The 25085-nt window shown below is 67.3% G+C and carries 23 protein-coding genes; 8 read left to right on the top strand and 15 right to left on the bottom strand.

All coding sequences use genetic code 11. The features are described 5' to 3' along the window. Positions 1 to 42 precede the first annotated feature (42 nt). The 5 genes from folP to hpnA all read right to left on the bottom strand — a co-directional run bounded on the left by folP (position 43) and on the right by hpnA (position 6676). Positions 43 to 1284: a dihydropteroate synthase gene (gene folP, locus GGD82_RS09065; protein ID WP_150061246.1), complete on the bottom strand. Its 1242-nt coding sequence runs from the start codon at positions 1282 to 1284 to the stop codon at positions 43 to 45. A gap of 7 nt (positions 1285 to 1291) precedes the next feature. Then, a complete protein-coding gene (ftsH, locus tag GGD82_RS09060) occupies positions 1292 to 3205 on the bottom strand; it encodes an ATP-dependent zinc metalloprotease FtsH (protein WP_170284177.1) in 1914 nt (637 codons plus the stop codon). Positions 3206 to 3304: 99 nt separating this feature from the next. Then, entirely contained in the window at positions 3305 to 4657 is a 1353-nt protein-coding gene (gene tilS, locus GGD82_RS09055) for a tRNA lysidine(34) synthetase TilS (protein ID WP_260178368.1), read from the bottom strand. Between the two features lie 41 nt (positions 4658 to 4698). Then, a complete protein-coding gene (gene ybgF / locus GGD82_RS09050; RefSeq protein WP_150061249.1) occupies positions 4699 to 5586 on the bottom strand; it encodes a tol-pal system protein YbgF in 888 nt (295 codons plus the stop codon). A 100-nt stretch (positions 5587 to 5686) separates the two neighbouring features. Then, on the bottom strand, positions 5687 to 6676 hold the full coding sequence (gene hpnA / locus GGD82_RS09045; RefSeq protein WP_150061250.1) for a hopanoid-associated sugar epimerase: 990 nt from the start codon (positions 6674 to 6676) through the stop codon (positions 5687 to 5689). 210 nt (positions 6677 to 6886) lie between these two features. On the opposite strand from hpnA, the gene ispH reads away from it, so the two are divergent. The 5 genes from ispH to GGD82_RS09020 all read left to right on the top strand — a co-directional run bounded on the left by ispH (position 6887) and on the right by GGD82_RS09020 (position 10688). Continuing rightward, positions 6887 to 7924, top strand: a complete 1038-nt coding sequence (gene ispH / locus GGD82_RS09040) for a 4-hydroxy-3-methylbut-2-enyl diphosphate reductase (protein WP_425468499.1) — start codon at positions 6887 to 6889, stop codon at positions 7922 to 7924. Between the two features lie 30 nt (positions 7925 to 7954). Beyond that, entirely contained in the window at positions 7955 to 9199 is a 1245-nt protein-coding gene (gene hpnH / locus GGD82_RS09035; RefSeq protein ID WP_150061251.1) for an adenosyl-hopene transferase HpnH, read from the top strand. Between the two features lie 192 nt (positions 9200 to 9391). Next, positions 9392 to 9841, top strand: coding sequence for a hypothetical protein (locus GGD82_RS09030; protein ID WP_150061252.1), 450 nt, complete (start codon positions 9392 to 9394; stop codon positions 9839 to 9841). Next, on the top strand, positions 9838 to 10392 hold the full coding sequence (locus tag GGD82_RS09025) for a helix-turn-helix domain-containing protein (protein WP_211364703.1): 555 nt from the start codon (positions 9838 to 9840) through the stop codon (positions 10390 to 10392). The genes GGD82_RS09030 and GGD82_RS09025 overlap by 4 nt, the downstream gene beginning before the upstream one ends. Then, positions 10389 to 10688, top strand: a complete 300-nt coding sequence (locus GGD82_RS09020; RefSeq protein WP_150061253.1) for a hypothetical protein — start codon at positions 10389 to 10391, stop codon at positions 10686 to 10688. Before GGD82_RS09025 ends, GGD82_RS09020 begins: the two co-directional genes overlap by 4 nt. A 23-nt stretch (positions 10689 to 10711) precedes the next feature. Here GGD82_RS09020 and GGD82_RS09015 read toward each other — a convergent pair whose 3' ends face one another. From GGD82_RS09015 to soxX, 6 genes are all read right to left on the bottom strand, one after another. Beyond that, positions 10712 to 11455, bottom strand: a complete 744-nt coding sequence (locus tag GGD82_RS09015; protein ID WP_150061254.1) for a cytochrome c biogenesis CcdA family protein — start codon at positions 11453 to 11455, stop codon at positions 10712 to 10714. 30 nt (positions 11456 to 11485) lie between these two features. Next, complete coding sequence (gene soxB / locus GGD82_RS09010; protein ID WP_150061255.1) at positions 11486 to 13174, bottom strand: thiosulfohydrolase SoxB; 1689 nt, start codon at positions 13172 to 13174, stop codon at positions 11486 to 11488. A gap of 124 nt (positions 13175 to 13298) precedes the next feature. Further along, positions 13299 to 14141, bottom strand: a complete 843-nt coding sequence (gene soxA / locus GGD82_RS09005; protein ID WP_246163722.1) for a sulfur oxidation c-type cytochrome SoxA — start codon at positions 14139 to 14141, stop codon at positions 13299 to 13301. 149 nt (positions 14142 to 14290) lie between these two features. Further along, complete coding sequence (gene soxZ, locus GGD82_RS09000; protein WP_150061256.1) at positions 14291 to 14617, bottom strand: thiosulfate oxidation carrier complex protein SoxZ; 327 nt, start codon at positions 14615 to 14617, stop codon at positions 14291 to 14293. A gap of 85 nt (positions 14618 to 14702) precedes the next feature. Then, positions 14703 to 15179, bottom strand: a complete 477-nt coding sequence (gene soxY, locus GGD82_RS08995; protein WP_150061257.1) for a thiosulfate oxidation carrier protein SoxY — start codon at positions 15177 to 15179, stop codon at positions 14703 to 14705. A gap of 56 nt (positions 15180 to 15235) precedes the next feature. After that, on the bottom strand, positions 15236 to 15766 hold the full coding sequence (soxX, locus tag GGD82_RS08990) for a sulfur oxidation c-type cytochrome SoxX (protein ID WP_150061258.1): 531 nt from the start codon (positions 15764 to 15766) through the stop codon (positions 15236 to 15238). Between the two features lie 498 nt (positions 15767 to 16264). Here soxX and GGD82_RS08985 point away from each other — a divergent pair, with 498 nt between their 5' ends. Together GGD82_RS08985 and GGD82_RS08980 are read left to right on the top strand one after the other, a co-directional pair. Beyond that, complete coding sequence (locus GGD82_RS08985; protein WP_246163723.1) at positions 16265 to 16702, top strand: thioredoxin fold domain-containing protein; 438 nt, start codon at positions 16265 to 16267, stop codon at positions 16700 to 16702. A gap of 89 nt (positions 16703 to 16791) precedes the next feature. Continuing rightward, positions 16792 to 17475, top strand: a complete 684-nt coding sequence (locus tag GGD82_RS08980; protein WP_150061259.1) for a thioredoxin family protein — start codon at positions 16792 to 16794, stop codon at positions 17473 to 17475. Between the two features lie 81 nt (positions 17476 to 17556). Here the strand turns inward: GGD82_RS08980 and gyrB are convergent, their stop codons facing one another. The 4 genes from gyrB to GGD82_RS08960 form a co-directional block, all read right to left on the bottom strand. Then, positions 17557 to 19968, bottom strand: a complete 2412-nt coding sequence (gene gyrB / locus GGD82_RS08975; protein ID WP_150061260.1) for a DNA topoisomerase (ATP-hydrolyzing) subunit B — start codon at positions 19966 to 19968, stop codon at positions 17557 to 17559. Positions 19969 to 19999: 31 nt separating this feature from the next. Continuing rightward, entirely contained in the window at positions 20000 to 21160 is a 1161-nt protein-coding gene (gene recF, locus GGD82_RS08970) for a DNA replication/repair protein RecF (RefSeq protein ID WP_150061261.1), read from the bottom strand. Positions 21161 to 21204: 44 nt separating this feature from the next. Further along, positions 21205 to 22323, bottom strand: a complete 1119-nt coding sequence (gene dnaN / locus GGD82_RS08965) for a DNA polymerase III subunit beta (RefSeq protein WP_150061262.1) — start codon at positions 22321 to 22323, stop codon at positions 21205 to 21207. 559 nt (positions 22324 to 22882) lie between these two features. Further along, positions 22883 to 23824: a DeoR/GlpR family DNA-binding transcription regulator gene (locus tag GGD82_RS08960; RefSeq protein ID WP_170284168.1), complete on the bottom strand. Its 942-nt coding sequence runs from the start codon at positions 23822 to 23824 to the stop codon at positions 22883 to 22885. Between the two features lie 316 nt (positions 23825 to 24140). On the opposite strand from GGD82_RS08960, the gene GGD82_RS08955 reads away from it, so the two are divergent. Then, entirely contained in the window at positions 24141 to 25085 is a 945-nt protein-coding gene (locus GGD82_RS08955; protein ID WP_170284169.1) for a carbohydrate kinase family protein, read from the top strand.

Here is a 25085-nt window from a genome sequence, read left to right as displayed (position 1 = left end):
GCACAGCCGCGCGGTCAAGAGACCGAAGGGGCCACACGCGCCTTATGCGCCCGCCTGAAACCGGCGGATCCCTTCCGCGACCCGCACGGCCTGTACCGTTTCCTCCACGTCATGAACGCGCATGAACTGGATGGCCTGCTCGGCGGCGCCCAGGGCGATCGCCAAAGATCCCGGCATCCGGTCCTTGGCCCGATCCGTCGGGCGCCCCTCTCCATCCACCGCCCCTGACGCCCGGGCGATGAGGCTCTTGCGCGACGCCCCCACCAGCACGGCGCAGCCCAGACCGTGAAACAGGCCGATATGCGCCAGAAGATCGAGATTGTGGTCCAGCGTCTTGCCAAAACCAATGCCCGGATCGACGCAAATTCGCCCGACCGGCATGCCGGCCGACACACAGATCGTCACACGGCGCGCCAGCCACGCATAGACGTCGGCCGGCGCCCGACCGTACGTCGGGTTTGCCTGCATGGTGCGCGGCTCCCCCTGCATATGCATGAGGATCACCGGCACACCCGCCCGGACGGCGACGCCCAACGAGTCCGGGTCTCCGGCCAGGGCCGTGATGTCGTTGATAATGCGCGCACCATGCGCCAGGGCGGCCTCCATGACCGCCGCCCGGCGCGTGTCGATGGAGATCAGGGCCCCCCGCTCCGCGAGCCCCTTCACCACCGGCACGATGCGGCGGATTTCCTCGTCGACCTCCACCGTGTCCGAGCCGGGACGAGTGCTTTCCCCGCCGATATCCAGCACGTCCGCGCCCGCCTCCAGCATCGCCAGACCGCGCGCGACGGCCGCCTCGGCGCTGGCGTAGTCGCCACCGTCACTGAACGAATCCGGCGTACAGTTGACGATGCCCATGATGCGGGGACGATCCAAGCTCAGGCCCGCAAAAGGCGCGCGTGGCGCGGTCAGGCGGTTCAGCCCGGCCGCGACGATGGCCTGCATGGTCGGCCCGTGCGCCTCGGCCCACAGCGCCAGCGTCGGCAGATCGCAACCGTGGACATGCCACGGGCCCTGATCGTCGGGCCGCAGAAACAAAGTCACAGCGGAAAAGGCCACATCGTCCCGCCCCGCCAGCGCCCGCGCGCGCCGCACCGCCCGGGCCTGCTGCGCCGCCGGACCGCGCAGAAGACCGGTGGGTGCGAATTGGAGCCCCTTCAGGGGATTCACCAAGGCCCCACCCTGGAACAAGTCCCAGGGCAGGGCCGGATCCCGGACATACGACCGACTGATCGGGGCCACGGACGGAAACGCCGCCGCGTCCCCTCCACTCTCCGGAGCCATCACCGCCCTACGCACCCGGCTGAGGCTCCGGACCGATCGACGGCCGGCCGCGCGACCGGTCGCCGCTCGTGGTCGGCACCGAGGCACGCCGTCCGCCACGTGGCGGCTTGGTCGGCCCGGTATCCTCGGGCTCGTCCCGGTCAATCCCCTCACCGCGCAACAGGGTCTGGATCTCGTCCCCGTTGAGGGTCTCGTACTCCAGCAGCCCCTGGGCCAGCGTCTCCAGTTCGTCGCGATGCTCGGTCAGGAGCCGCTGGGCCGTTTCATAGGCCGTATCGACGATGCGGCGGATTTCCTCGTCCACCATCCGGGCGGTTTCATCGGACATGTTCTTGTGGCGCGCCACCGAATGGCCCAGGAACACCTCCTCCTGGTCCTCGGCGTACATCAGCGGGCCGAGCTTGTCCGACATGCCCCACTCGGTGACCATCTTGCGGGCCATGTTGGTGGCCATCTTGATGTCGCTCGACGCGCCCGTGGTGACCTTGCCGTGGCCGAAGATCAGTTCTTCCGCCACACGCCCGCCCATGGCGACCACCAGATCGGCCTCCAGCTTGGCGCGCGACATGCTGATCCGGTCCCCCTCGGGCAGGCGCATGACCATGCCCAGCGCGCGACCGCGCGGGATGATGGTCGCCTTGTGGATGGGGTCCGATTCCTTCATGTGTAGACCGCAGATGGCGTGGCCGCCCTCGTGGTAGGCCGTCAGCTTCTTCTCATCGTCGGTCATCACCATGGAGCGCCGCTCCGCGCCCATCATGACCTTGTCCTTGGCGGCCTCGAACTCCGACATGCCCACGACCCGTTTGCCCCGGCGCGCGGCCAGCAGCGCGGCTTCGTTGACGAGGTTGGCAAGGTCAGCGCCCGAGAAGCCCGGGGTCCCACGGGCGATCACCTTCGGATCCACATCCGGACCCAGCGGTGTCTTGCGCATGTGCACCTTGACGATCTTCTCGCGGCCGAGCACGTCCGGGTTCGGCACCACCACCTGACGGTCGAAGCGGCCGGGACGCAGCAGCGCCGGGTCCAGCACGTCCGGGCGGTTGGTGGCCGCGATGAGGATCACGCCCTCGTTGGCCTCGAACCCGTCCATCTCGACCAGCAACTGGTTCAGGGTCTGCTCGCGCTCGTCGTTGCCGCCCCCCAAGCCGGCGCCGCGATGGCGTCCGACCGCGTCGATTTCATCGATGAAGATCAGGCACGGGGCGTTCTTCTTGCCCTGCTCGAACATGTCGCGCACACGGCTGGCACCGACACCCACGAACATCTCGACGAAGTCCGAGCCGGAGATCGTAAAGAACGGCACGTTGGCCTCGCCCGCGATGGCGCGCGCCAGCAGCGTCTTACCGGTGCCGGGCGGCCCGACCAGCAGAACACCTTTGGGAATCTTACCGCCAAGGCGCTGGAAGCGCTGCGGATCGCGCAGGAACTCGACGACCTCTTCAAGCTCCGACTTGGATTCGTCGATACCGGCCACGTCGTCGAAGGTCACCCGCCCGGTGCGCTCGGTCAGCAGCTTGGCGCGCGATTTGCCGAAGCCCATGGCCTTGCCGCCGCCGCCCTGCATCTGGCGCATGAAAAAGATCCATACGGCGATCAGCAGCAGCATCGGGAACCAAGAGATCAGCACGCTCCAGAAGGTCGGCGAATCGCCGTCCGACGGTTGTGCCGTAATCTTCACGCCGTTCTCGCGCAGCGTCGGAACGACGTTCGAGTCGGGCGGCGCAAAGGTGGAGAACGACCGGCCATCGACGAAGTGACCCGTGATGCTCTCGCCCTTGATGGTAACGTCCTGGACGTCGCTGCTCTCGACCCGGTCGATGAATTCCGAGTACGGAACCTGGGTCTCGGGAGCAGGCGGGGCGGACCCCTGGAAGACGTTGAACAACGCCACCAGCAGCACCGAGATGATGATCCACATCAAGAGATTGCGGCTGAAATTCAAGGTTCGGACCCTTTGTTTCGCGGCGGCGGCGGGACCTTTTGGCGATCCGGCACGCTCCGGCTGACCTACTGTTCCTCACTCACATAGGCCGTCCGCGGATTCGTACAAGCGGCGGGCGGCCTCGGTCAGGGACAGCCGGGCGGCCGGTCGGACGACCAGACCGGCATGGCCCTCTGCGGACCGGGTAGAATAGCCGATCTGCGGCACGGCACCAACCATACCGTCCCCACCCAGACCGTCCGACGACCGGACCGCCATCAGCACCGCCCGGGCCGGCGCCGGCACCGGAGGGACCGGCCGCCCGGCCTCGCGGAGTGCCCGAACGACGGTCCGCCAGCCTTCAGCCCCCAGCGCCCCAATCCAGCGGCCACCCGGATCCGCGTCCGGTCCCCCGTCCCTCGCCGGCACGCGGACACTCAAGCGCCCGTCCCACAGCACGGCGGGGTCGCCGGGGCGCGGCACGGGCATCGGGTCCGGGAGGTGGCGGCCCTCGCGACAAACGCGCCATGTGCCCTCACCCGCTGGCCACAGATGGCAGCGGCCGAGCGTCATCCCCGCCGCCGATCCGTCCAACAGATGGCGGCGCAGGCGCTCCAGCGGCTGTACACGGGGCGATCGGTCCCGGCCCCCCACGCAGGCCAGCAGACGACCGAGCGCGGCGCGCGCCTCGCTCGGCGGTCCCGCCAGCAGACGCGCCATATCGACCCGCGCCACCCCGAATGCATCCAGCGCCACCGCCTCGACCAGCCGGACATCGCGGCGCCGGCGATGCTCCTCACGCCGTTCCGCCGCGCGCGCCGCCACCAGAGCGAGCCCTGGGCCGGCCACCCCCGCGTCCGCGAGGGCAGGCGTCAAATCACGCACGCGCACCCGCTGGAACAGGCTGTTTGCGTTGCTGGGATCCTCGATCCAGGTCTGCCCGCGCGCGGTCAGCGTGGCCCGGGTGCAGGCCCCCGGGACATCGAGCAGCGGCCGCACCACCCGCACATGACGGCGGTACGAGACCGGGGCCATGCCGGCCAAGCCGTCCGGGCCGCTCCCCTGCCCCAGGCGTTGCAACAGCGTTTCGGCCTGATCGTCACGGTGATGGGCAAGGAGGAGGTCCAGCACGCCGTGGCGCCGGCACCAGTCTTCCAGCCGATCAAACCGCGCGGCGCGCGCCGCCGCCTGGAGCCCATGCACCGGATGTGGGCCGTGCCAGGCGAGCGTGTGATGGGGAATGCCGGCGGCCGCCATCCAAGCTGCCACGGCCCGGGCCTCGACGGCGGACTCCGCGCGCAGGCCGTGGTCCACCGTCAGGGCGGTGACCGACCCGCCGCGCGCCACCGCCCAGTCGTGAGCAAGAAGCACGAGCGCCAGACTGTCCGGACCACCGGAGACTCCGACGGCGAGGCGCGGCGCTGGCTCGAACGGCCCCAAGGGCCGCATACACGCCGCAAAGGTGGCGGTATCGAGCGGCGCCGCGTGGCCTAGCACCCGTTCCGGGCCATCTGATCGTCGACCTGTCGCTGCAACGTCCCACCCAAACTGGGATAGTCGGCCCGCAGCTTTTGGAACGCCGCGCAGGATTCCCGCTTTTTGCCGAGCGCCGACATCGACATGCCCAGTTTGAACAGGTTGTCCGGCGTCTTGGAGCTGTTGGGATACTCCTTGTAGCCCTTGGCGAAGGCCACGGCGGCGGCCTCGTAATTGCCGCGCGCGTAATGGGTCTCGCCCAGCCAGTACTGGGCGTTGCCGGCCAGGGAATGGCTTCCGTTCACCTCGATGAACGCCTGAAACGCCTGCTCGGCGCGCGCGTAGTCGCCCTGGCGCAACAGAGAGAACGCGTGATTGTACTGCGCCTCCGGCGGACCGGACGGCAGAACGGCACGCGCCGCCGCGGAATCCAGGGACGACGCGCCGCTTCCGCTGCCCGAGGAGCCGGCGGGGGGCGTGATGTAGCCCAGCACGCCGCTGTCGGGCGCCAGCGGCTGTCCCGGTGCCGCCGATGGGGCGGCCGAGGGCGCCCCCGAGGACGCGCCCCCCAGGCCGGCCCCTCCGGCGCCGCTTCCCTCAAGGGCGCCGACACGGACATCGATTTCACGCTCCATCCGCTCCATACGCTGCTCGAGTTGCCGGCGCTGGTAGTCCGCCTCCTCCAGCTTGCCGGTCAGGTCGCGAACCATGTCCTCAAGCTGCGTAATGCGCACCTGCATGTCGGCGATGAGCGCCCGGTTGTCCTGTGCGGCGGCGTGGGATGCGGGCAGCGCCATCAGGGCGACGCCGGCCAGAAGCACCGCCGTCCGGGCGGCGCGGCGACGGGGCACCCGCAACGGAGCGCGACGGAACGCGAGGGCCCGGAAAACGGCGGAGGGCATCGTGTCTGACTCCTGTCCTGTTCAGGTCCTAGTCGGAGGATCGATCCATATCAGGGTCGCGCAGGTTCTTGGCGCAAAAATGACGGCCCCGGTGCAGATATCAGCGCAGATCGTCGTTGGCGCGGAACCACGCCACCGCGTCGGCGATCGCCTCGGCAGCGGGCCGAGCGCGGTAGCCCAGATCCCGCTCGGCCTTCGCGCAGGTGAAGAACATATGCTTCTTGGCCATCCGCAAGCCGTCTACGGTGGCGAACGGCTCCTTGTGCGTGATCCGGGCCACGCCCTCCGCCGCCCAGGCGAACGGCAGGATCAGATCGTGCGGCAAACGCACCCGGGGCGGCCGGCGCCCGCACAGACGCGCGACCTCGCCCAGGATGTCCGCCAGCGTCAGGTTCTCCCCGCCCAGGATGTAACGCTCCCCCGGCGTTCCGTGGTCGAACGCACGCAGGTGACCGGCGGCGACATCGTCCACATGCGCTACGTTCAGGCCGGTATCGACGTAGGCCGGCATGCGCCCGGCCGCCGCCTCCACGATGATACGGCCGGTCGGCGTCGGCTTGATGTCGCGCGGCCCGATCGGCGTGGAGGGGTTCACGATCACCACCGGCGCGCCGCCGTCCGCCACCAGCGCCCGTACCGCCCGTTCCGCGCGGAACTTGCTGCCCTTGTAGGCGCCGATCATGTCGGCCTCGGTCGTCGGCGTGTCCTCGTCGGCGGGCGTGCCGTCGGCGTGGGGCTTCAGCACGGCGACGGAGCTGGTGTAGACCGCACGCCGTGCCCCCGCGTCCAGCGCCGCGCGGATCACGTTGACGGAGCCCTGAACGTTCGCCGCCTCCATCGCCGCCGGATCGGGAATCCACAGCCGGTAATCGGCGGCGACATGGTAGAGCGCCTCCACGCCGCGCGCGGCCCGCGTCAAAGAGGCCGGGTCCGTCAGGTCGCCCTCGACGATCTCGACGTCGAGCCCCGCCAGATTGCGACGGTCGCCTCCGGGCCGGGCGAGGCAGCGCACGGCCTCGCCGCGCGCAAGCAGGGCGCGCACGACGGCCGTGCCGACAAATCCGGTGCCGCCGGTGACAAGGGTGGGCATGACGGAGGCTCTCCAGGAGGAAACGAGAGATGCGTGGGGACGGCCATGCCTAGCGCGGGATCGCGCCGCGGACAAGACCGCCCACTGTTGCGATCCAGTCGCACGGAAAACCCCGCATTTCGAAGGGTCTGACCGTAATGTTGCATCGCGACGTGCCGACCCTATACACAGGGGGCACCTTTTTTGATCTCCTTGTCGGAGGATCGCCACGTGGCCGAGTCCGCCCCCGTGAAAACCCCGCCCGGCGAAATGCCGCAGGCGCTTCGTGTCATCCTGGCCAGCCCGCGCGGGTTTTGCGCCGGCGTTGAACGCGCCATCGAAATCGTCGAGCGCGCCCTGGAGATCTATGGGCCGCCCGTCTACGTGCGCCACGAGATCGTACACAACAAACACGTCGTCGAGACGCTGCGCAACAAGGGCGCGGTGTTCGTGGAGGAACTGACCGAAATTCCGGAAGGCGCGATGACCGTGTTCAGCGCCCACGGCGTGCCCCAGGCTGTCGTGAAGGAGGCGGGGCGCCGCGCCCTGCCGGTCATCGACGCGACCTGTCCCTTGGTCTCCAAGGTCCACCGCGAGGGCCAGAACCTCGTCGGCAAGGGCCGCGAGGTCATCATGATCGGCCACGAGGGCCATCCGGAGGTCGAGGGCACCCGGGGCCAGATTCCCGGCGGCGTGCATCTGGTGAGCCGGGTCGAGGACGTGGAGCGGCTGGACGTGCGCGACCCGACCCTGGTCGGCTACGTCACCCAGACGACACTGTCCGTCGACGACACCCGCGACGTGATCGAGGCGCTGAAGAAGCGATTCCCGGGCATCAAGGGTCCGGGCGCCAAGGACATCTGTTACGCCACGCAGAACCGCCAGATGGCGGTGCGGCGGCTGGCGGAGCAGGTTGATCTGCTGCTGGTCGTGGGGGCCCGCAACTCCTCCAACTCCAACCGGCTGGCGGAGATCGGCACCACCATGGGCGTGCCGAGCTTTCTGATCGACGACGCCAGCATGGTACAAGACGACTGGTTCCGAGGGGTCTCCGTGGTCGGCGTGACCGCCGGCGCCTCGGCGCCCGAACGCCTCGTGCGCGACCTGGTGGCCCGGATCGGCCACGTCGCTCCGGCGCAGACCGAGGAACTGGGCGGCATCGAGGAGCACATGCAGTTCAAGCTGCCGCGCGTGCTGACCGACGCCATGCGTGAACGCGGGATCGAACCGGATGATTCCCGCGACCGCCACGACCTGCACGTGGCCTGACCCCCCCATCGAGACGAGTGAGGTAACACCGTGGGCGTACCCTTGATTCAACAGCTTCGCGTCGGGTCCTACCTGATGAAGCAGCGCCTGCGTGGGCAGAAACGCTATCCCCTCGTCCTGATGCTGGAGCCGCTGTTTCGCTGCAATCTGTCCTGCACGGGCTGCGGCAAGATCGACTACCCGGACAGCATCCTGAACAAGCGCCTGTCGGCGGAGGAGTGTGTGGCCGCCGCCGAGGAATGCGGTGCCCCCATCGTCTCCATCGCCGGCGGGGAGCCCCTGCTGCACCGTCAGATCGTGCCGATCGTCGAGGGGCTGATTCAGCGCAAGCGATTCGTCTACCTGTGCACGAACGCCATGCTGCTGCAGAAGCGCCTGGACGACTTCACCCCCAGCCCGTACCTGACGTTCTCGATCCATCTGGACGGCGACCGGGAGCACCACGACGCCGCCGTGTGTCAGGACGGGGTGTTCGACAAGGCCACGGCCGCCATCAAGGAGGCGCGGCGGCGCGGCTTCCGCGTGACCTGCAACACCACGCTGTTCGAGGGCGTGGAGGTGGAGCGCGTCGCCAGCTTCGTCAGCTATGCCACCGATGAGCTGGGCGTGGAGGGTGTCACCATCGCCCCCGGCTTCGCCTACGAGCGGGCGGCCACGCAGCAGGTATTCCTGAACCGCCAGCGCACCAAGCAGCTCTTCCGCGACCTGTTCGCCAAGGGCAAGGGCAAGAACTGGCGCTGGAACCAGTCCGGCCTGTACCTGGACTTCCTGGCCGGCAACCAGACCTACGACTGCACGCCCTGGGGCAACCCGACCCGCAACGTTTTCGGCTGGCAGCGGCCGTGCTACCTGCTGAACGAGGGTACCGTCGGCACCTTCCGCGAGCTGATGGACGAGACCGACTGGGACAGCTACGGCACCGGACGCTACGAGAAGTGCGCCAATTGCATGATGCACTGCGGTTATGAGGCGACGGCGGTGGCGGATACGGTGGCGCATCCTCTGAAGGCCCTGAAGCTGGCGCTGTCCGGCATCAAGACCGAGGGACCGATGGCCCCGGAGGTCTCGTTCGAAAACCAGCGCCCGGCGCAATGGGTGTTCGACGAGCTCGTGACCCAGCAGATGAGCCGCGCCGACGCCGCGAAGGCAGCCCAGGAGGCCGCCAAGGCGACGGGCGGGAAGACCTGCACCGGTGCCAGCGCCAGCAGTGCCAGCCACGTCAACCGAAAGGCCGCCGCCAAAGCCGCCGAATCCCAGGACGCCGACGCGGCCTGACGGCTGGCCCCGCATTCCACCAAAGCAGCCCGCACAACACCACCCCGCCCGTCTCAACGGCGCGGGGTGGTTGCGCTTGTGCGGAGTCCTCGCGCATGGCACCTATACGGCAAGGGCGATCCCGGCCCAGCGGCTCGCCGCCGAGCCCCCGTTGCGGGCTGATACAGAATTCATTATATTTTGGGACTGGGAATGCCGATTGCCCTGGCCTTCTACGAAACGCCGTCGGACAGCCCGCACGATCTGGGCCGGGCCATGGATGAGATCCTGGCCATCGCGCGGGCCGGCACGGCGGAGGATCGCCATCGCATCCTGACCGTGGCCTTGCGTGACATGCCGGCATTGGAAGGCACGACGCGGGCTGAGCTCTTGGATCATCTGGCGTCCTGCCCCGTGTGGTGGCGGATTGAGGACGATCTCAACATCTACCGGACACCGGGCGCCCCCACCCTGCTGTTCGCCGCCGAAGAAGTGGAGGGGGAGGCCGAGGGGAAGGACCGGGATCCCATGATCTGGGTCCACGTGCTCGGCGCGACCCTTGCGGATCCGGAGACCGACAAGCGAGAGGCCTGGGAAGAGCGGATTCTGGCGCGCTGTGTGTCCATCGGCTTGTGTGACGACGACGGGGAGAGACCATCATGACGGATCGCGGCATGCGGCCGGCCTCACACGCCGTCGGGGCCGATCATCCACCGCTCATCGCCAAACGGCCCCGCCGCCCGGCGTCGGGCGCGCGGCTTGGCGATGTGGTCCGTGAACTGGAACGGGACCATCCCGATCTCGCCGCCGACGCGCCCGTGTCCAGCGCCGCCCTGGAGGTGGGCGAGCAGATCAAGACCCTGCGTCTGGCCGCCGGGCTGTCCCAGCGAGAGTTGGCCGCCGCCGCGGGGCTGCACCAATCCGCCCTCAGCGCCATGGAACGCGGCGAGGGCAAGGACGGCCCGACCTATCGCAAGCTCCGTATGATCGCGAAGGCGATGGGCCTGCGCATGGTGTTCGTGCCCAATGAGGTGCGGGAGAACACGGCCAGCCACGCGGTCGAGGCAGTGTGCACTCCATCCCCTGGCAAACAGTACCGGATTTCGGGTTCAGAAAAGGTCGCGTCGAAGCAGTCTCGAAAATTCCGTAGCCTTCTGTCGACACAAGTGCGCGCACTAAACGTGCCCTCAAAGACGAAGACTAGGCGCGCTTGAGCGATCTTGCGGCCATCGAGGTAACCGGCGGCATCGCTGGTCTTCTGGGGTCGATTGTTCTGGCGGTCCCAGCCCTGCTCGACCTGCGCCACCGCGCCCTGTGGGACCGGCTCGACCGCCTTCGGGCGGTCCAGGGGACGACGGAGGCCGATGTCGACGCGGTGCGCGCCATGCTGCTCGACGACCTTCTTGGCGGGTACCGCCTGCACGCGCGCTGCACCCTGGGCGGCGGCATCCTGCTCGCCGTCGCCTTCCTCTGCGTTACCGCCGCCGGTCTCGGCCGCCTGACCGCCTAACCGGATGACCGAACCGGGTGCTGCTACCCGATCTGGCCCAGGGTCGGGAATGTCTCGATCATCCACTGCGCAACGTCGGCCATGCCGCCGGTCATGATGAGAATGCCGGTCAGGACCAGAAGGCCGCCGATCGCCTTTTCGACCGCACCCATGTAGCGGCGGAACCGGTTCTTGAAGCGCAGGAACGCCCCCAGCGCGAACGCGGCCAGGATAAACGGCACACCGATTCCGATGGCATACGTCCCCAGCAGCGAGGCCCCGACCCAGGGGTTCGGGTCGGACCCGGCCACGAACAGGATCGCCGCCAGAATCGGCCCGACGCAGGGCGTCCAGCCGAACGCGAACGCCAGCCCGACCACATAGGCCCCCAGCAGCCCGACCGGCTTGGTCTGCACATGAAACCGCGCCTCCCGATACAGCAGGCCGATGCGGAACACCCCCAGGAAGTGCAATCCGAGAATCACGATGATCCCGCCGGCGATGGGGCCGAGAATGTGGGCGTTCTCGGTGATGAAATTACCGGCCATGGCCGCGCCGACACCCAGAAGCACGAACACGGTCCCGAACCCGAGCACGAAGGCGATGGCCGCGCTGATGACGCGCAGGCGGGCCGCCCGCACTTCGTCAGCCTCGCCCTCCAGATCGTCCAGGCTCACCCCGCCGATGAAGCACAGGTAGGGCGGCACAATGGGCAGGATGCAGGGCGACAGAAAGCTGAGCACGCCGGCCGTCAGCGCCCCGATATAGGTGACGTTCAATCCGTCCATGAGCGGTCGGTCCCTCTCTGGCGGCCGGCCTCAGGCCTTGATGGTGATGGCGGTGTTCTCCGGCACCGAGACCGTGCCCTGGCGTTCGATGTACTGGGAGACGATGTCGTAGATCGGCGGCCCCTCCGTGCCCTCGTTGACCGAGGCCCAGCCCGCCACGATGTATTCGCGCGCCGGGTCGATGGGATCGCCGGTGGCCAACAGCGTCAGGTCGGAGATGCGCTCGCCCATCGGCTTGTGGATGTCGATGGCGTAGCCCATACCGCCGACCCGCACCATGTCGCCGCCCTGCTGGTAGAACGGATCCGTGTTGAAGAGGTTGTCCGCCACATCCTCCAGGACCGTCTTCAGCATCGCCCCCGTCATGGGCTGACGGTAGGCATTGGGATAGGTGATCGAGGTCATGGAATAGACGTCGTCCACCGTGATGTCCTGCCCCGGCAGCAGCGTCGCCCCCCAACGGAAGCCGGGGGACAGCGCGATCTCGGCGTCCCGCTCGGCCAGCAACGCCTGACAGATCAGGTCGTCGAAACTGCCGTTGAAGTTGCCGCGCCGGTACAGCAGGTCGTCGGTCTGGCCCAGCACCCGGGTGCATTCGGCCTCGTAGGGCGCCCTCACCTCCGTGATGACCTTCGCCATCTCCGGATCCGGCGTGATGACGTCCGAGAACACCGGGATCAGGCGGTAGCGGTAGTCCGTCACGCGGCCGTCCTTCACCTCCAGGTCCAGGCGCGACAGGAACTTCCCGTGCGAGCCGGAGGCGATCAGCAGCGTCTTGCCGACCGTGACCTCGCGCGGCAGGGCGTCATGGGTGTGCCCGGTCAGGATGACGTCGATGCCGTTGACCAGTGACGCCAGCTTGCGGTCGACGTCGAAGCCGTTGTGCGAGAGCAGAACGACCACCTCAGCGCCGTTGGCGCGGGCGTTGTCGACGTGCTCCTGCACCATCTCCGGCCGGATGCCGAACGACCACTCCGGGATCAGGTGGCGCGGGTTGGCGATCGGGGTGTAAGGGAACGCCTGCCCGATCACAGCGACGGCGACCCCGCCGCGTTCGAACATCTGGGTGGACTCGAACACCGGTTCTTCCCAGGTGGCGTCGATCACGTTGCCGCACAGGAACGGAAAGTCCAGTTCGCCCTCGACGGCCGCGCGCACGCGCGCCTCGCCGTAGGTGAACTCCCAATGCGCGGTCATGGCGTCGGTCTTCAGGGCGTTGAAGGCCCGGATCATGTCGGCGCCGTTGGTCTGGAGTGAGGTATACGAGCCCTGCCAGGTATCACCACCGTCCAGGAACAGCGTTTGATCCGGCCGTTCCGCGCGGATCGCGTTGACCAGAGTCGCCAGCCGGTCCAGGCCGCCCACGCGACCGTACGTCCGGGCCAAGGCGGTGAAATCCACACTGGTCAGGGCGTAGCATTCGGGCGAATCGGCCGGGATGTCATACCGAGCCAGAAAATCACGCCCGGTGATGTGGGGCGGATCGCCCGCCACCGCGCCGACCCCGAGATTGACCGAGGGCTCGCGGAAATACAGGGGACGAAGCTGCGCGTGCACATCGGTCACATGCAGCAGGGTCACCTGCCCCAGCGGATCGAAGCGCAAAAGGTCATCCTGGCTCAGCGTCTGCTGGGCCGCGGCCCGCCGCAGGGCCAGGGGGCTGCCCATCAGAATCGCGGTGGCAGCCGTGGTCCGCAGGAAGTCTCGCCGCGTGAACATGAGCGTGTCTTTCGTGTTGGCGCACCCGCATAGAGGGCCGCGTCAGGCCATGGGCCGCCCGCAGCGTCCGCCCCGCGATCAGGGCGGACACCGGCACGGACCACGCCGGAGGGGGACAGGAGGCCTACTTACGCACGGAGGGCGATTCGACGGGCAAGCCGTTGCCGCGCCACGTCACATACAGCTCCAGATTGGTGTACTCGTCCGAGCCGTAGGGGAACGGCTCCGCCCGGATGTTCCGGTTGCAGCCCCGGAAGCGGCGGTGCAGCGAGCCCAGCGTCTGCCATTTCAAACGATAAGTCGGGAACCCATTGGCCTGCCCTTGGCTGAGGGTCTCGGCGCGGATCAGGTCACCCGGATGGTCCACATGGCAGTGGGTACAGGCCATGTCGAGCTGCCCTCGCCGCTCCTCATAGAATGCTTTGCCCTTCTCGAAGAACGGCGCGGCGGGACCGTCCACGGACACATCAACCGGCAGCCCCTTGGACTGGTGCTTGACGAAGGCGGTGATCCCCAGCAGGTCGTCGCTTTCCCATTCGAACGGTTCGGCCTGCATCTGCGTCTCGCGACACCAGTTGATGCGCTGCTCGATGTTCATGAGCTTGCCCCAATCCTCGAAGTAGATCGGGTAGTGCGTGGCCACGTCCGCCATGCTCTCCTCGGCATCGCCGTGGCAGTCGGCGCAGGCCTTGCCGGCCGCGCCCTCGGCGGTGTCCCAGAGTTCCGCGCCGCGCTCCAGCCACAAGAACGCGGGGTTCTGGAAATCGTCGTCCTGCATGGCCCGGGTCTGTGCCCCGGCATACGTGTAGCCGGACCGGACATCCCCCACCTTGTACGGCCCCCAGTCGATGCGCGTGCCGTCCCCGTCTGCGGCGACCGCACCGGTCGCCGGCACCGCCGCGATCACAAGGCCCGCCATCAGGCGCGACAGGCGCCCCCCACCCGGGATCTTCACCATCCTGGTCATGTGTCCTCCCCCGTTCCTGGTCGTGAAGCCACCCCACGGGACGGATGCGCCGGTCCGCGCCTTTGCGGCGCTGTTGACGGGCGCGTGGATCGCATCGACCACAGCGCCCGATCCGACGCCCGCCCCCGGGCGCACAGGTGCCGTACCGGTCAGGTCACCTCGATGGACTTGGTGTCCTCGTAGACCGACCCGTCGTCGTCGAACCAGCGGAAGGTAAACTCCCCGCTTTCATCGACTTTGGCGTTGAAGGACAGGTACGGATTGGCCGAGATCGCAGGCGCCAGATCGACGGAGAAGAACTCCGTGCCGTTGAACTCGGCCGTGAACTTATGAATGATCTGGCGCGGGATCGGATTGCCATCCTTATCCTTGCGCTGGCCGGACTCCATGTCGTGGTTGATGAGGGTCTTGATCTCGATGATCTCGCCTGCGGCCGCCTTTTTGGGGGCCTTCACGCGCGGTCGTATGGTCGCCATGGTCTGAGTGCTCCTGAACGCTGTCCGGCGGCCGTCGTCGGGACGGCGCACCCCGGCTTGGGAACGATGCGGGGGGGCCGGCCGATCAGCCGCCGCAGCCGCCGATCGTCACCTTGACCTGCTTCGAGCCCATCAGGGCGGTTCCGTCGCTGAGGCGGGCGACCGCCACAACATTCTGGGTTCCGGCCAGCCGCATGCGGGTCGACCCTGCGGCCACGCCGCTCATGGGGGTGAAGTGGAACACGGCGACATCCGGGGATGGATTGCCATCGGCCATCACCATCACGTCCTTGACGTACAGGTCCTCGCCCATGGGCGCGTCGACCGTGAACGACAGTGGCACCGTGTTGCCGTTCTCGGCGATTTCCGGCAGGTCGAGCGCCACACCCGACTCGTCCGGAACGTCGCCGACCATGCCCTTGATGGCTTCGGTCACCGCCGCCTCATCGGCATTGGCGAGCCCGGGGATCACGGTCAGGCCAGCCACAACGGCCGCCCCGCCGCCCAGGCTGAACAGCACGCTGCGACGGCGGATACCGCCATCCTCTATGTTTACTTGCATAGGAACTGTCTCCTCTCCGTTCGCGCCGCCCCGGTCGAACCGACTCCAGCGCGCCGTTAGTTCTTCGCCTTGCTCGTATCCTTAAGGGTCATCAGGTAGGCAATGATGTCCTCGACCTGCTGCGCGGTCAGGATGGGCCTGCCCTCGAATCCCTTCAGCACGCGATTCAGGCCCTCGGTCTTGTAGAACGCGGGCATCATCGACTGGGGGTTCAGCACCTTCGGGTCTACAATCCGCAGGCGCAACTCGCCCGCGCTGTACAGGTCGCCGACCCCGTACAATGCCGGAGCAGTCTCGCCGTGGAACTGTTCCTCCGGGATGGGCATCTGATGGCAGCTCAGGCAGTTGCCGAGCTTGCGGTTGATGACCCAGTTGCGGCCCATCGCCGGATCGCCCGGTGTGTCCGTTAGCGGCTCCGGAATCGTATAACCGCCCTGGACGGTGTACGACGGCGGCGCGGCAGCGTGGGCCGGGACCGAGGCCGGCACCGCGACCAGGGTCAGGCCCGACCCGGCCAGACCCAGCTCGGCCAGAAGACCAAGACCGGGCCATCCGGCCCGTGTTTTGGAGCGTCCGTTGCTGTGCATTCCCCCAGATCCTCCCTTCGTCGGTCCTGTCGCCGGGACACCCGATCGAACACCGGGCATCGGGCGACGCGCCGCGCCCGTCCACGGGACAGACGACCGCAGCCATGCCGCGACGACGCCACGCAGGGCGTCGTCCGCCGAAGCGGGAGAGACTCGTCCTTTGGGATCGTTGCCCACGCCTCAGGCGCCGGCCCCCATGGGGCCGTCCGACGGCGGGTCCGTCCCTCCCTGAACACGGGTTCCGTCGTTGCGGAACCGCTTTTGTTTTGCGAACCCCGACCGCGCCCCCAGACAAACCGGCGCGCGGTGGTGCCCGATGTGGTTCGCCCGGTTTGGACGAACGCTACTGGACCGTAGCGCATTAGCTTTTTATAATTCAAGCATGATCCAATGGATCTCTGATGGCAAGACTCCGTTTTCCGCCTCAAACCGAGCGGCCGACGGCGCCTGCGACGGGGGTTGGATCGCACTCCGAACCCGCGAGAGGGAGGCCGTCCAATGTCCGAAGCCCACGGTTTCCTCTCGATGCACGTGCGCCGAACGCCCCGCCGAATCGGTCGGCCGGGGTTGGCGGCGGCGGCATTCCTGGTCCTCGGAACGTGTGTCGCGTGGGCCCCGGCTCCGGCGACGGCCGCCGAACTGGTGATGTTCGAATCGGCAACCTGTCACTACTGCGCGCAGTGGCATACCGACCTCGGCCCGATCTATCCGAAGACAGCCGAGTCGCGGACCGCGCCATTGCGGCGGGTCGATCTGCAGGACCCATGGCCGGCGGACCTGCGCGACCTGCGGGCCGTCTCGTTCACCCCCACGTTCGTTCTTGTGGACAACGGGGCCGAAGTGGGTCGCATCACCGGCTATGCCGGGGACGAGTTTTTCTGGTTCCAGCTCGACGCCCTGTTGCAGAAGCTGCCGGCACCCGACGGCGGACGCTGACCGACGCGAACGGCCGAGCTGTCCGCATCCAAGAACACAAAAACCTAAAAAGACGTTCCCAAACCGGATCACTCAGGGAGGATCACGCCATGCAGTCTTTTTCGGATCGGCGATTGACCGGACTCGTCCGCGCAATCGCGGCCGGGGCGCTCGCGCTCGGCCTTCTTGCGGCGCTGGTCACCGGCCCGCTGACGCCTTTCGCCCCCTCCGCCCACGCCAGCGACACCGCCCTTATCGAGCCGACCCTGGGCGAGGACGGCCTGTATCACCATGACTTCTTCCTGCAATCATTCCTAGATATCAGCGAGGATCTCGCCGACAGCCACGCGCAGGGCAAGCGGCTGGTCGTGGTGTTCGAGCAGCGCGGCTGCATCTACTGCAAGAAGGTCAACACCGAGGTCTTGGCCGATCCGGCGATCAATGCCTATGTGCGTGAGCACTTCAACGTCCTGCAACTCAACCTGTTCGGCGAGCGCCATGTGACGGATCTGGACGGCGAGGAGATGCCGGAGAAGCAGTTGGCTCGCCGCTGGGGCGTGCTGTTCACCCCCACGTTCATCTTCCTACCCGAGGACCCCGCCGACGCCGCGGGTCAGACCGGCAAGGAGGCGGCCGTGTTCCATATGCACGGCGCCTTCGGCAAGGGCACGTTCACGTCTGCGTTCGAATGGGTGAAGCAGAAGGGCTACGCGACGGACAGGCACTTCCAGCAGTTCGTCGCCGACCGCATGGCCGCGCGACAAGCCGCCGAAAGCGAGGCGGCAAGCCAGTAGCGTCCTCGCCGAGCCAAGACACGCAGCACCCGGCGCCACCCCAGGGCGGGGCCGGGTGTGATCCCTCATGCGTTCCGCCCGTCACGCATCCAAGTTAACGACGTTCAGGGCGTTTTCCTGGATGAAGTCGCGGCGCGGCTCCACCAGATCGCCCATCAGGCGGGAGAAAATGCCCTCCGCCGCGTCGACGGCGCTGACCTTCACCTGCAACAGCGAGCGCGCGTTCGGGTCCAGCGTGGTCTCCCAGAGCTGGTCCGGGTTCATCTCGCCCAGGCCCTTGTAGCGCGAAAGGCTGATGCCCTTGCGACCGGCGGCCATGACCGCGTCCGCCAGCCCGACCGGGCCGTGCAACGTCACCTCGCCCGCGCTCGACGTCAGCGTCATGGGGTGGTCGTAGACCTCGCGCAGTTCCGCCGCCCGCCCGTGCAGGTACACCGCCTCCGGGCTGTGCAGCAGCGCCGCGTCCAGATGGTAGCGTTCCGTCACCCCGCGTCGCGTGCGGGTGAACAGAATGCTGCCGTCGCCCGCCAGCGCCTCGCCGCGCCAGCCGCGTTCGCCTTCCGCCGACAGGGTGTCCAGGCGGGTCGCCACCTCCGTCGCGCGGGCCGTGGTGGCAGCAGGATCGGCCAGCGTCTCCGGATCGAACCCGTCCACAATGGCCACCTGCTCCAGCAGCCACACCGGCACCCGATGGCTGATCGGCAACAGCGTCGCTTTCATCAGGCGGGCGTGTTCGGCCTGCTGGCGCAAATCCTCGCCGATCACCGCGGTGCCATCCCCCAAAGTCAGGCGCAGATCGCCCAGACCAATGTCGATGAGGTGGCGTTCCATCGCGCGCTCGTCCTTGAGGTAAACCTCGGAACTGCCCCGCTTGGCACGGAACAGTGGCGGCTGCGCGATGTAGAGATAACCGCGTTCGATGATCTCCGGCATCTGCCGGAAGAAGAAGGTCAGCAGAAGGGTGCGGATGTGGCTGCCGTCCACATCGGCGTCCGTCATGATGATGATCTTGTGGTAGCGGATCTTCGATATGTCGAAGTCGTCGGGGCCGATCCCCGTGCCCAGTGCGGCGATCAGCGTGCCGATTTCCTGCGACGACAGCATCTTGTCGAAGCGCGCCCGCTCCACGTTCAGGATCTTGCCGCGCAACGGCAGAATGGCCTGGAACCCACGATCCCGCCCCTGCTTGGCGGAGCCACCAGCCGAATCACCCTCCACGATGAACAGTTCGGACTGGGAGGGATCGCGGTTCTGGCAGTCCGCCAGCTTGCCCGGCAAACTGGAGATGTCGAGCGCGCCCTTGCGCCGCGTCAGTTCCCGGGCGCGGCGCGCCGCCTCGCGCGCCGCCGCCGCCTCAACGATCTTGCCGACGATCTTGCGGGCTTCCTGCGGATGCTCCTCCAGCCACTGGCTCAAGCGGTCGGACATGATGCCCTCGACCACCGGCCGGACCTCGGACGACACCAGCTTGTCCTTGGTCTGACTGGAGAACTTCGGATCCGGCACCTTCACCGACAGAACGCAGGTCAGGCCCTCGCGCATGTCATCGCCGGTGGGCGTGACCTTTTCCTTCTTCAGCAGGCCAGAGTCCTGGGCGTACTGGTTCAACGTGCGCGTCAGCGCGCCCCGGAAGCCCGCGAGATGGGTCCCGCCGTCGCGCTGGGGGATGTTGTTGGTGAAGCACAGCATCGTCTCGTGGTAGCTGTCGGTCCACTCCATGGACACTTCCACGATGATGCCGTCCCGCTCCCCGGTCACGGTGACCGGCGGGGTGTGCAGCGGCGTCTTCGACGTGTCGAGGTACGCCACGAACGCCTGGATACCGCCCTCGTAATGCAGATCGACCGAGGCCGGGCTGCCCGTACGGCTATCGGTCAGCTTCAGGTACACCCCGGAGTTCAGGAACGCGAGCTCCCGCAGGCGGTGCTCCAGCGTTTTGAAATCATAGGCGATATTGGAAAAGATCCCGGTCGACGCCTTGAACGTGATCTCGGTGCCGGTGCGGTCGCCGCACGGCCCGACGACGGCCAGCGGCGACTCCGCCTTACCGTCGCGGAAGCGCATGTGGTGCTCGTTCCCGTCGCGCCAGATTCGCACCTCCAGCCACTCGGAAAGCGCGTTCACCACCGACACGCCGACCCCGTGCAGGCCACCCGAGACCTTGTAGCTGTCCTGGTTGAATTTTCCGCCAGCGTGCAACTGGGTCATGATGACCTCGGCCGCCGACACGCCCTCACCCCGGTGCAGGTCGACCGGAATCCCGCGCCCGTTGTCGCGAACGGTCACCGAGCCATCGGTGTTCAGAATCACGTCGGTCCGGTCGCAGTAGCCGGCCAGCGCCTCGTCGATGGCGTTATCCACCACCTCGTAGACCATGTGATGCAGCCCGGAGCCATCATCGGTGTCTCCGATGTACATGCCCGGTCGCTTGCGGACGGCCTCCAGCCCCTTCAAAACCTTGATGGATTCGGCGTCGTATGCGTGCTGCGCCATGCGGGATCCCATTCGTGCTCAGGAACGTGGTTCAGTCTACCAGATTGCCGTCATCGAGACGGAGAAATTGCGCGCGGCCCACGAAGGCGTCGAACAGCGCCGTGTCCGTGCCGGTCAGCCAGGCCTGGGCGCCAAGCCCCGCCAGGGTCTCGGCCAGCGCGGCCCGGCGCGTGGCGTCCAGATGCGCCACCACCTCGTCCAGCAGCAGCAGCGGCGCCCCGCCGCGCGCCGCCATGACGACCCGCGCCTGCGCCAGCACCACGGCGATCAGAACCGCCTTCTGCTCCCCGGTCGAGCACTGCCCGGCCGGCCGGTCGCGCCCGACATGCCGCACCAGCAGATCCGCGCGGTGCGGCCCGAGGCCGGTGGAGCCGCCAGCCTCCGCGTCCGCCATGCGGCGGGTGGCCATGGCCTCGCGCAGCCAGTCCTCCACGGCCAGGGCCGGCTGATGATCCAGGGCCTCCTCCGCCGCGCCCTCCAAGGCCAAGGCGGCGCGCGGAAAGGGCCCATCGGCCTCCCCCAGGGCCGCCGACAGCCGGGCGACCAGATCGCGCCGCGCGGCGGCGATCGCGACCCCATGACGCGCGAGGGTGTCCTCCAGCGCATCCAGCCACGTGGCTTCGCGCCCGCCGCCGCGCCCCTCCCGCAGCAACCGCCCGCGCTCCCGCAGGGCGTGGGCATGTGCGGCACAACGGCCGGCGTGATCCGGGTCCAGCGCCTGCACCAGACGGTCGAGAAACCGCCGCCGCCCGCCGGAGCCGTCCCGGAACAGGCCGTCCATGGCGGGCACCAGCCAAAGAGCGCCGACGTGGCGCCCCAAAGCGGTCTGCCCCCGGGCGGTCTCGCCATTGATGCGCACCACGCGGCGGTCCGGCGCCCCCTCCCCGCCCGGGGCCGCGATCAGGCCGCTGCCGAGCGTCACAGGGCCGTCCGCCGTGTCCAGGGTGGCGGCCACCGCCCAGGCCCCCGATTCGGCGCCATGCCGCGTGATCTCGGCGAGACGGGCGGCCCGCAGACCGCGCCCCGGCGTCAGCAGGGACAGGGCCTCCAGAACATTGGTCTTACCGGCGCCGTTCGGCCCCGTCAGGACCACCGGCGTCGGCGCGACCTCCAGCCGCAGTCGGCCGTAACACCGGAAGTCCGTCAGCGTCAGACGGCGCACCGCCGGCAGGGCAGCCCCCGCTGGCGGCATGGACGACACGGACCGCCCGGTCGGGACCGAACCCGCCGGCGCCATTACACCCGCATCGGCATCAGCACATAGATGGCGGAGCCGTCCGCGACATCGCGAATCACGGTGGGCGCCGAAGCGTCCGCCATGATCAGGCGCACCGCGTCGCCCTCGACCTGCGCCAGGATGTCGAGCAAGTAGCGGCTGTTGAACCCGATCTCGATCGGCGCCGCATCAAAACTGGCCTCAATCTCCTCGACCGCGCTGCCCGCGTCCGGGCTGTTGGCCGAGAGGGTCACCTGGCCCTTCTCGACCGTCATCTTCACGGCGCGCGACTTCTCCGCCGAAATGGCCGAGACGCGGTCGACCGCCTTGCCGAGCGTGGCGCAATCGATCTCCAGAACCTTGTCGTTGTCGACGGGGATGACGCGCTCATAGTCCGGGAACGTGCCGTCGATCAGCTTGGAGACCATCACGCAGTCGTCAAACGCGAAGCGGATCTTGGCATCCGACAGCGAGACCGACACGTCCATGCCCGTCTCGTCGATCAGCTTGCGCAGCTCGCCCACCGTCTTGCGCGGCACGATGATGCCCGGCATGCCGGCCGCGCCCTCGGGCAACGGCACCTCGACCCGGGCGAGCCGGTGGCCGTCCGTCGCCACCGCGCGCAGCACCGGCACGCCGTCGCTGGTCGTCGCGTGGAGGTGAATGCCGTTGAGGTAGTAGCGCGTCTCCTCGGTGGAGATCGCGAAGCGCGTCCGGTCGATCATCCCGCGCAGATCGGCCGCCGACAGCGAGAAGGAATGCGTATACGTGCCGGCGGTCATGGCCGGGAATTCGTCCACCGGCAGGCACGACAGGTTGAACCGAGATCGGCCGGAGCGCAGAACCAAGTGGTTGCCCTCGCCATCCAAACTCAACTCGACCTGGGCGCCATCCGGCAGTTTGCGGACGATGTCGTACAGGGTGTGCGCCGGTGCCGTCGAAGACCCGGCGTGGGCAATATCACTGCCCACCGATTCCGCGATCTCCAGGTCCATGTCCGTCGCGTTCAACCCCAATGCACCGTCGCGCGCATCAAGTTTGACATTGGACAGGATGGGAATGGTGTTGCGACGCTCGACAACGCTCTGGATGTGTCCGAGAGACTTCAGCAGGGCGGAACGCTCAATGGTCAACTGCATGGCCGGGTCAGCTTTTTTGGACAGAAGAAGCGACGGCCGGGCCGACGCGGGGCCGCACAGTATAGCGATGGTCCCCCACCACCCAAAGCGAAATTCCGCGCTGCGCAAACCGGCTGACAGAAGCCCGCGGTCCCGCGATCCGCGCGCGCAAACCACACACATTTTTCCGCCCCTGGGCTCACGTGTAAAAATGTCGGGCAAAGCCATGCGGACATCGCATGGCAAATGTACGGAAAACCGTATGGTCTCCCGTTCGGGTGCCCCCTATTCTCCGGACATCAGTTGCGGCGCACCAAATCGCGCGATCATCCGTGTGACGGGCAGAGATCGGAGTTTGATTTGGTGTGGCCACGGAACATCGGGTGCCTCATCCGATGCGGGTCCTGTTTTTGACAGGTTCCCGACGTCTCCCAGACGTGAAACCTCCCTGTTCCACTTGCCCCGGAAAGCCTTTGCTTTCCGGGGTTTTTTTTGGGCCCGGGATGACCGCAACGGACGGCACACAAACCGGAGGCGCCGCTCGTCGGCGCACCCCGCCCCGTCAAGGCTCCGGCTGCGATCAGCCTGCCGATTTGAACGTCACGGCGTTTCGCAGCAGGTAGTCGGAAACGGCCGGCACCGGCTGTGTATCGGATATCAACAAATTCACTTTGCTCCAGTCGCACAGAAAGACCGGCGCGGTGTTATTGAATTTACTGTGATCGACCAAAAGAATCACTTGATCGCAGATATCCATCAACGTCTCTTTTACGTGACGCTCCACATCCGCCGAAGCATAGACTCCGCGCTCATCCACCGCCGCAGCCCCCAAAAAAAAGGCGCGAACGCGCAAGCGCCGCGCGTTGTCGACGGTCATGGACCCCACAAGCGCCCGGCTGGGTTCGTACAGATCACCGCCCAAGGCGATGGTCTTGGCGGCTTTCCGGTCCAGCAGATAGGTGATGATTGGGACGGAGTGGGTGACGATGGTGCCACTGAAACCTTGGGGCAGCGCTTCGGCGACCTGATAGGCGGTCGTGCCCGCATCAATGGCGATCACGTCGCCATCGTTGATCTCGGCCGCGGCGGCCACGCCGATACGACGTTTGGCGTCCGCTCCAGCATGCTCCCGGCGCAGATATTCGGTCCCCGGCTCATCCGCCCGAGGCGATGGCAGGCGCAATCCACCGCGAATGGCGATGGCATCCCCCTCGCCATCCAGGCGCCGTGCATCGCGGCGCACCGTCATTTCCGAAACGCCCATATCCCGAGCAAGATCGGAAATCGTCAAATATCCCGACTCGTGAAGTCTTTCCAAAATATAAATTCGCCGCTGTGCCGCTCCACTATAACGCAAGCTCTCCGACTCCATTTCTAGATCTCCCTTTTCTTTTTTTTCATGCCGTCGTTGGATTGGCGGCACTGCGGCCAATCGTATGGGCGGCAGAGAGCCGCGCTTTGACATGTCTTTCACAAAAGAGACTGGATTGACTGCGCCGAACACCGGATAGACGTAGGCCATACAGCGGTGGATCGCATGCCGCGCCTCCGCCGACGTCCAGAAATCTAACAAAATTGAACACCCGGACCAGAGGCGATCCGGCGGGTCCGATTCGAGTCCGGCGCGCGAATGTGTGCCGCCCCATGGCGCAACACGCGCGCCGCACACCTCAGGGCTGTCTTTACCCAAGACATAAACTTTTTAGGTTGTTTTTCGCGACAAGAGATGTTCGATATCGCACATAATGTTGTCATTTGTGGGGAAATAGTGTCGGATTATTGACATTAATGTGTTTGCTATGTACCACGATCTGAGGCGGAGAGGGAGGAAACACAGAATGTCTCGTGCACCGCGCGTCGTCTGCCTGGGGGTGATCACACTCGATGCCCTGGCATTGGTCCCCCGGTACCCCAACGCTGACGAACGGATCGTCGGCCGCCAAGTCGCCATCTCGGGCGGCGGACCGGCGGCGAATGCCGCGGTCGTTCTCGCCCGCCAGGGCGTGCCCGTCGCGTTCATTGGCCGGGTCGGCTGCGACCAGCCGGGCGAAACCGCCGTCCGGCTTCTGGCCGACGAAGGTGTGGATGTCAGCGGCGTCCTTCGCGACCCCAACGCGCCAACTCAAGCCTCCTGCATTGTCGTTGCGGAAAGCACGGCAACCCGGGCCATCTCCACGCTGGAGGTGCCGCCCCTTCCCGGTGTGGACGCCTTCGGCGAAACGGCGCAGGCCCTGATCCGCCAGGCCGAATGGATTCACACCGACCATTTGGGATTCCGCCCGGCCGCGGACTATGTGCGCCGCATGGATGGCCCCAGCCGCCCCCGACTTTCGGTGGATGCCGGGAACAGCATGCCGGACTTGGATGTGTCCGTTCTCGACCTGTTCGTGCCGACGGCAGCGTCGCTCGTCCGTCACTTCACGCAGCCGGAGACGCCCGAAGGGCTGGAAGCCGCCGCACGCATGGCCCTGGAGCAAGGGGCCGCCGCCGTGGTCGCGACCGATGGCCCCAATGGCTCCACCGCCTGGTGGGGGCCGCGCTTTTCCGCCCCGGAACCGGCCGGCCGGACCCATGTCCCCGCCACGAAAACGGTTCCCATCCTCTCCACGCTCGGGGCCGGGGATGTTTTCCACGGCGCGCTGTTGTCCGCGATCTGCCGAGGCCGCGATTGGAAACACGCGCTCCAGGAGGCCAACGCCACTGCGGCCTTGTCGTGTCGCGCATTGGATGGCCGCACGGCCGTGCCCGATCTCGCCGAACTGACCCAATTCCTCGGGGCCTGA

Origin of the sequence: Roseospira marina (genome assembly GCF_014197855.1) — a bacterium.
Taxonomy (GTDB): Bacteria; Pseudomonadota; Alphaproteobacteria; order Rhodospirillales; family Rhodospirillaceae; genus Rhodospira; species Rhodospira marina.
Note: the sequence above shows the minus strand (reverse complement) of the source record. Positions and strands in the feature narration are given on the sequence as shown.

Coding starts and splice junctions, on each gene's coding strand:
- ftsH (WP_170284177.1), bottom strand. CDS start 3,205: ATGTGGATCATCATCTCGGTGCTGCTGGTGGCGTTGTTCAACGTCTTC.
- ybgF (WP_150061249.1), bottom strand. CDS start 5,586: ATGCCCTCCGCCGTTTTCCGGGCCCTCGCGTTCCGTCGCGCTCCGTTG.
- recF (WP_150061261.1), bottom strand. CDS start 21,160: ATGCCGCCAGCGGGGGCTGCCCTGCCGGCGGTGCGCCGTCTGACGCTG.
- GGD82_RS08960 (WP_170284168.1), bottom strand. CDS start 23,824: ATGGCCTACGTCTATCCGGTGTTCGGCGCAGTCAATCCAGTCTCTTTT.
- hpnA (WP_150061250.1), bottom strand. CDS start 6,676: ATGCCCACCCTTGTCACCGGCGGCACCGGATTTGTCGGCACGGCCGTC.
- GGD82_RS09030 (WP_150061252.1), top strand. CDS start 9,392: ATGCCGATTGCCCTGGCCTTCTACGAAACGCCGTCGGACAGCCCGCAC.
- GGD82_RS08955 (WP_170284169.1), top strand. CDS start 24,141: ATGTCTCGTGCACCGCGCGTCGTCTGCCTGGGGGTGATCACACTCGAT.
- soxB (WP_150061255.1), bottom strand. CDS start 13,174: ATGTTCACGCGGCGAGACTTCCTGCGGACCACGGCTGCCACCGCGATT.
- GGD82_RS09025 (WP_211364703.1), top strand. CDS start 9,838: ATGACGGATCGCGGCATGCGGCCGGCCTCACACGCCGTCGGGGCCGAT.
- GGD82_RS08985 (WP_246163723.1), top strand. CDS start 16,265: ATGTCCGAAGCCCACGGTTTCCTCTCGATGCACGTGCGCCGAACGCCC.
- GGD82_RS09015 (WP_150061254.1), bottom strand. CDS start 11,455: ATGGACGGATTGAACGTCACCTATATCGGGGCGCTGACGGCCGGCGTG.
- soxA (WP_246163722.1), bottom strand. CDS start 14,141: ATGACCAGGATGGTGAAGATCCCGGGTGGGGGGCGCCTGTCGCGCCTG.
- tilS (WP_260178368.1), bottom strand. CDS start 4,657: ATGCGGCCCTTGGGGCCGTTCGAGCCAGCGCCGCGCCTCGCCGTCGGA.
- soxY (WP_150061257.1), bottom strand. CDS start 15,179: ATGCAAGTAAACATAGAGGATGGCGGTATCCGCCGTCGCAGCGTGCTG.
- GGD82_RS08980 (WP_150061259.1), top strand. CDS start 16,792: ATGCAGTCTTTTTCGGATCGGCGATTGACCGGACTCGTCCGCGCAATC.
- gyrB (WP_150061260.1), bottom strand. CDS start 19,968: ATGGCGCAGCACGCATACGACGCCGAATCCATCAAGGTTTTGAAGGGG.
- folP (WP_150061246.1), bottom strand. CDS start 1,284: ATGGCTCCGGAGAGTGGAGGGGACGCGGCGGCGTTTCCGTCCGTGGCC.
- soxX (WP_150061258.1), bottom strand. CDS start 15,766: ATGCACAGCAACGGACGCTCCAAAACACGGGCCGGATGGCCCGGTCTT.
- dnaN (WP_150061262.1), bottom strand. CDS start 22,323: ATGCAGTTGACCATTGAGCGTTCCGCCCTGCTGAAGTCTCTCGGACAC.
- soxZ (WP_150061256.1), bottom strand. CDS start 14,617: ATGGCGACCATACGACCGCGCGTGAAGGCCCCCAAAAAGGCGGCCGCA.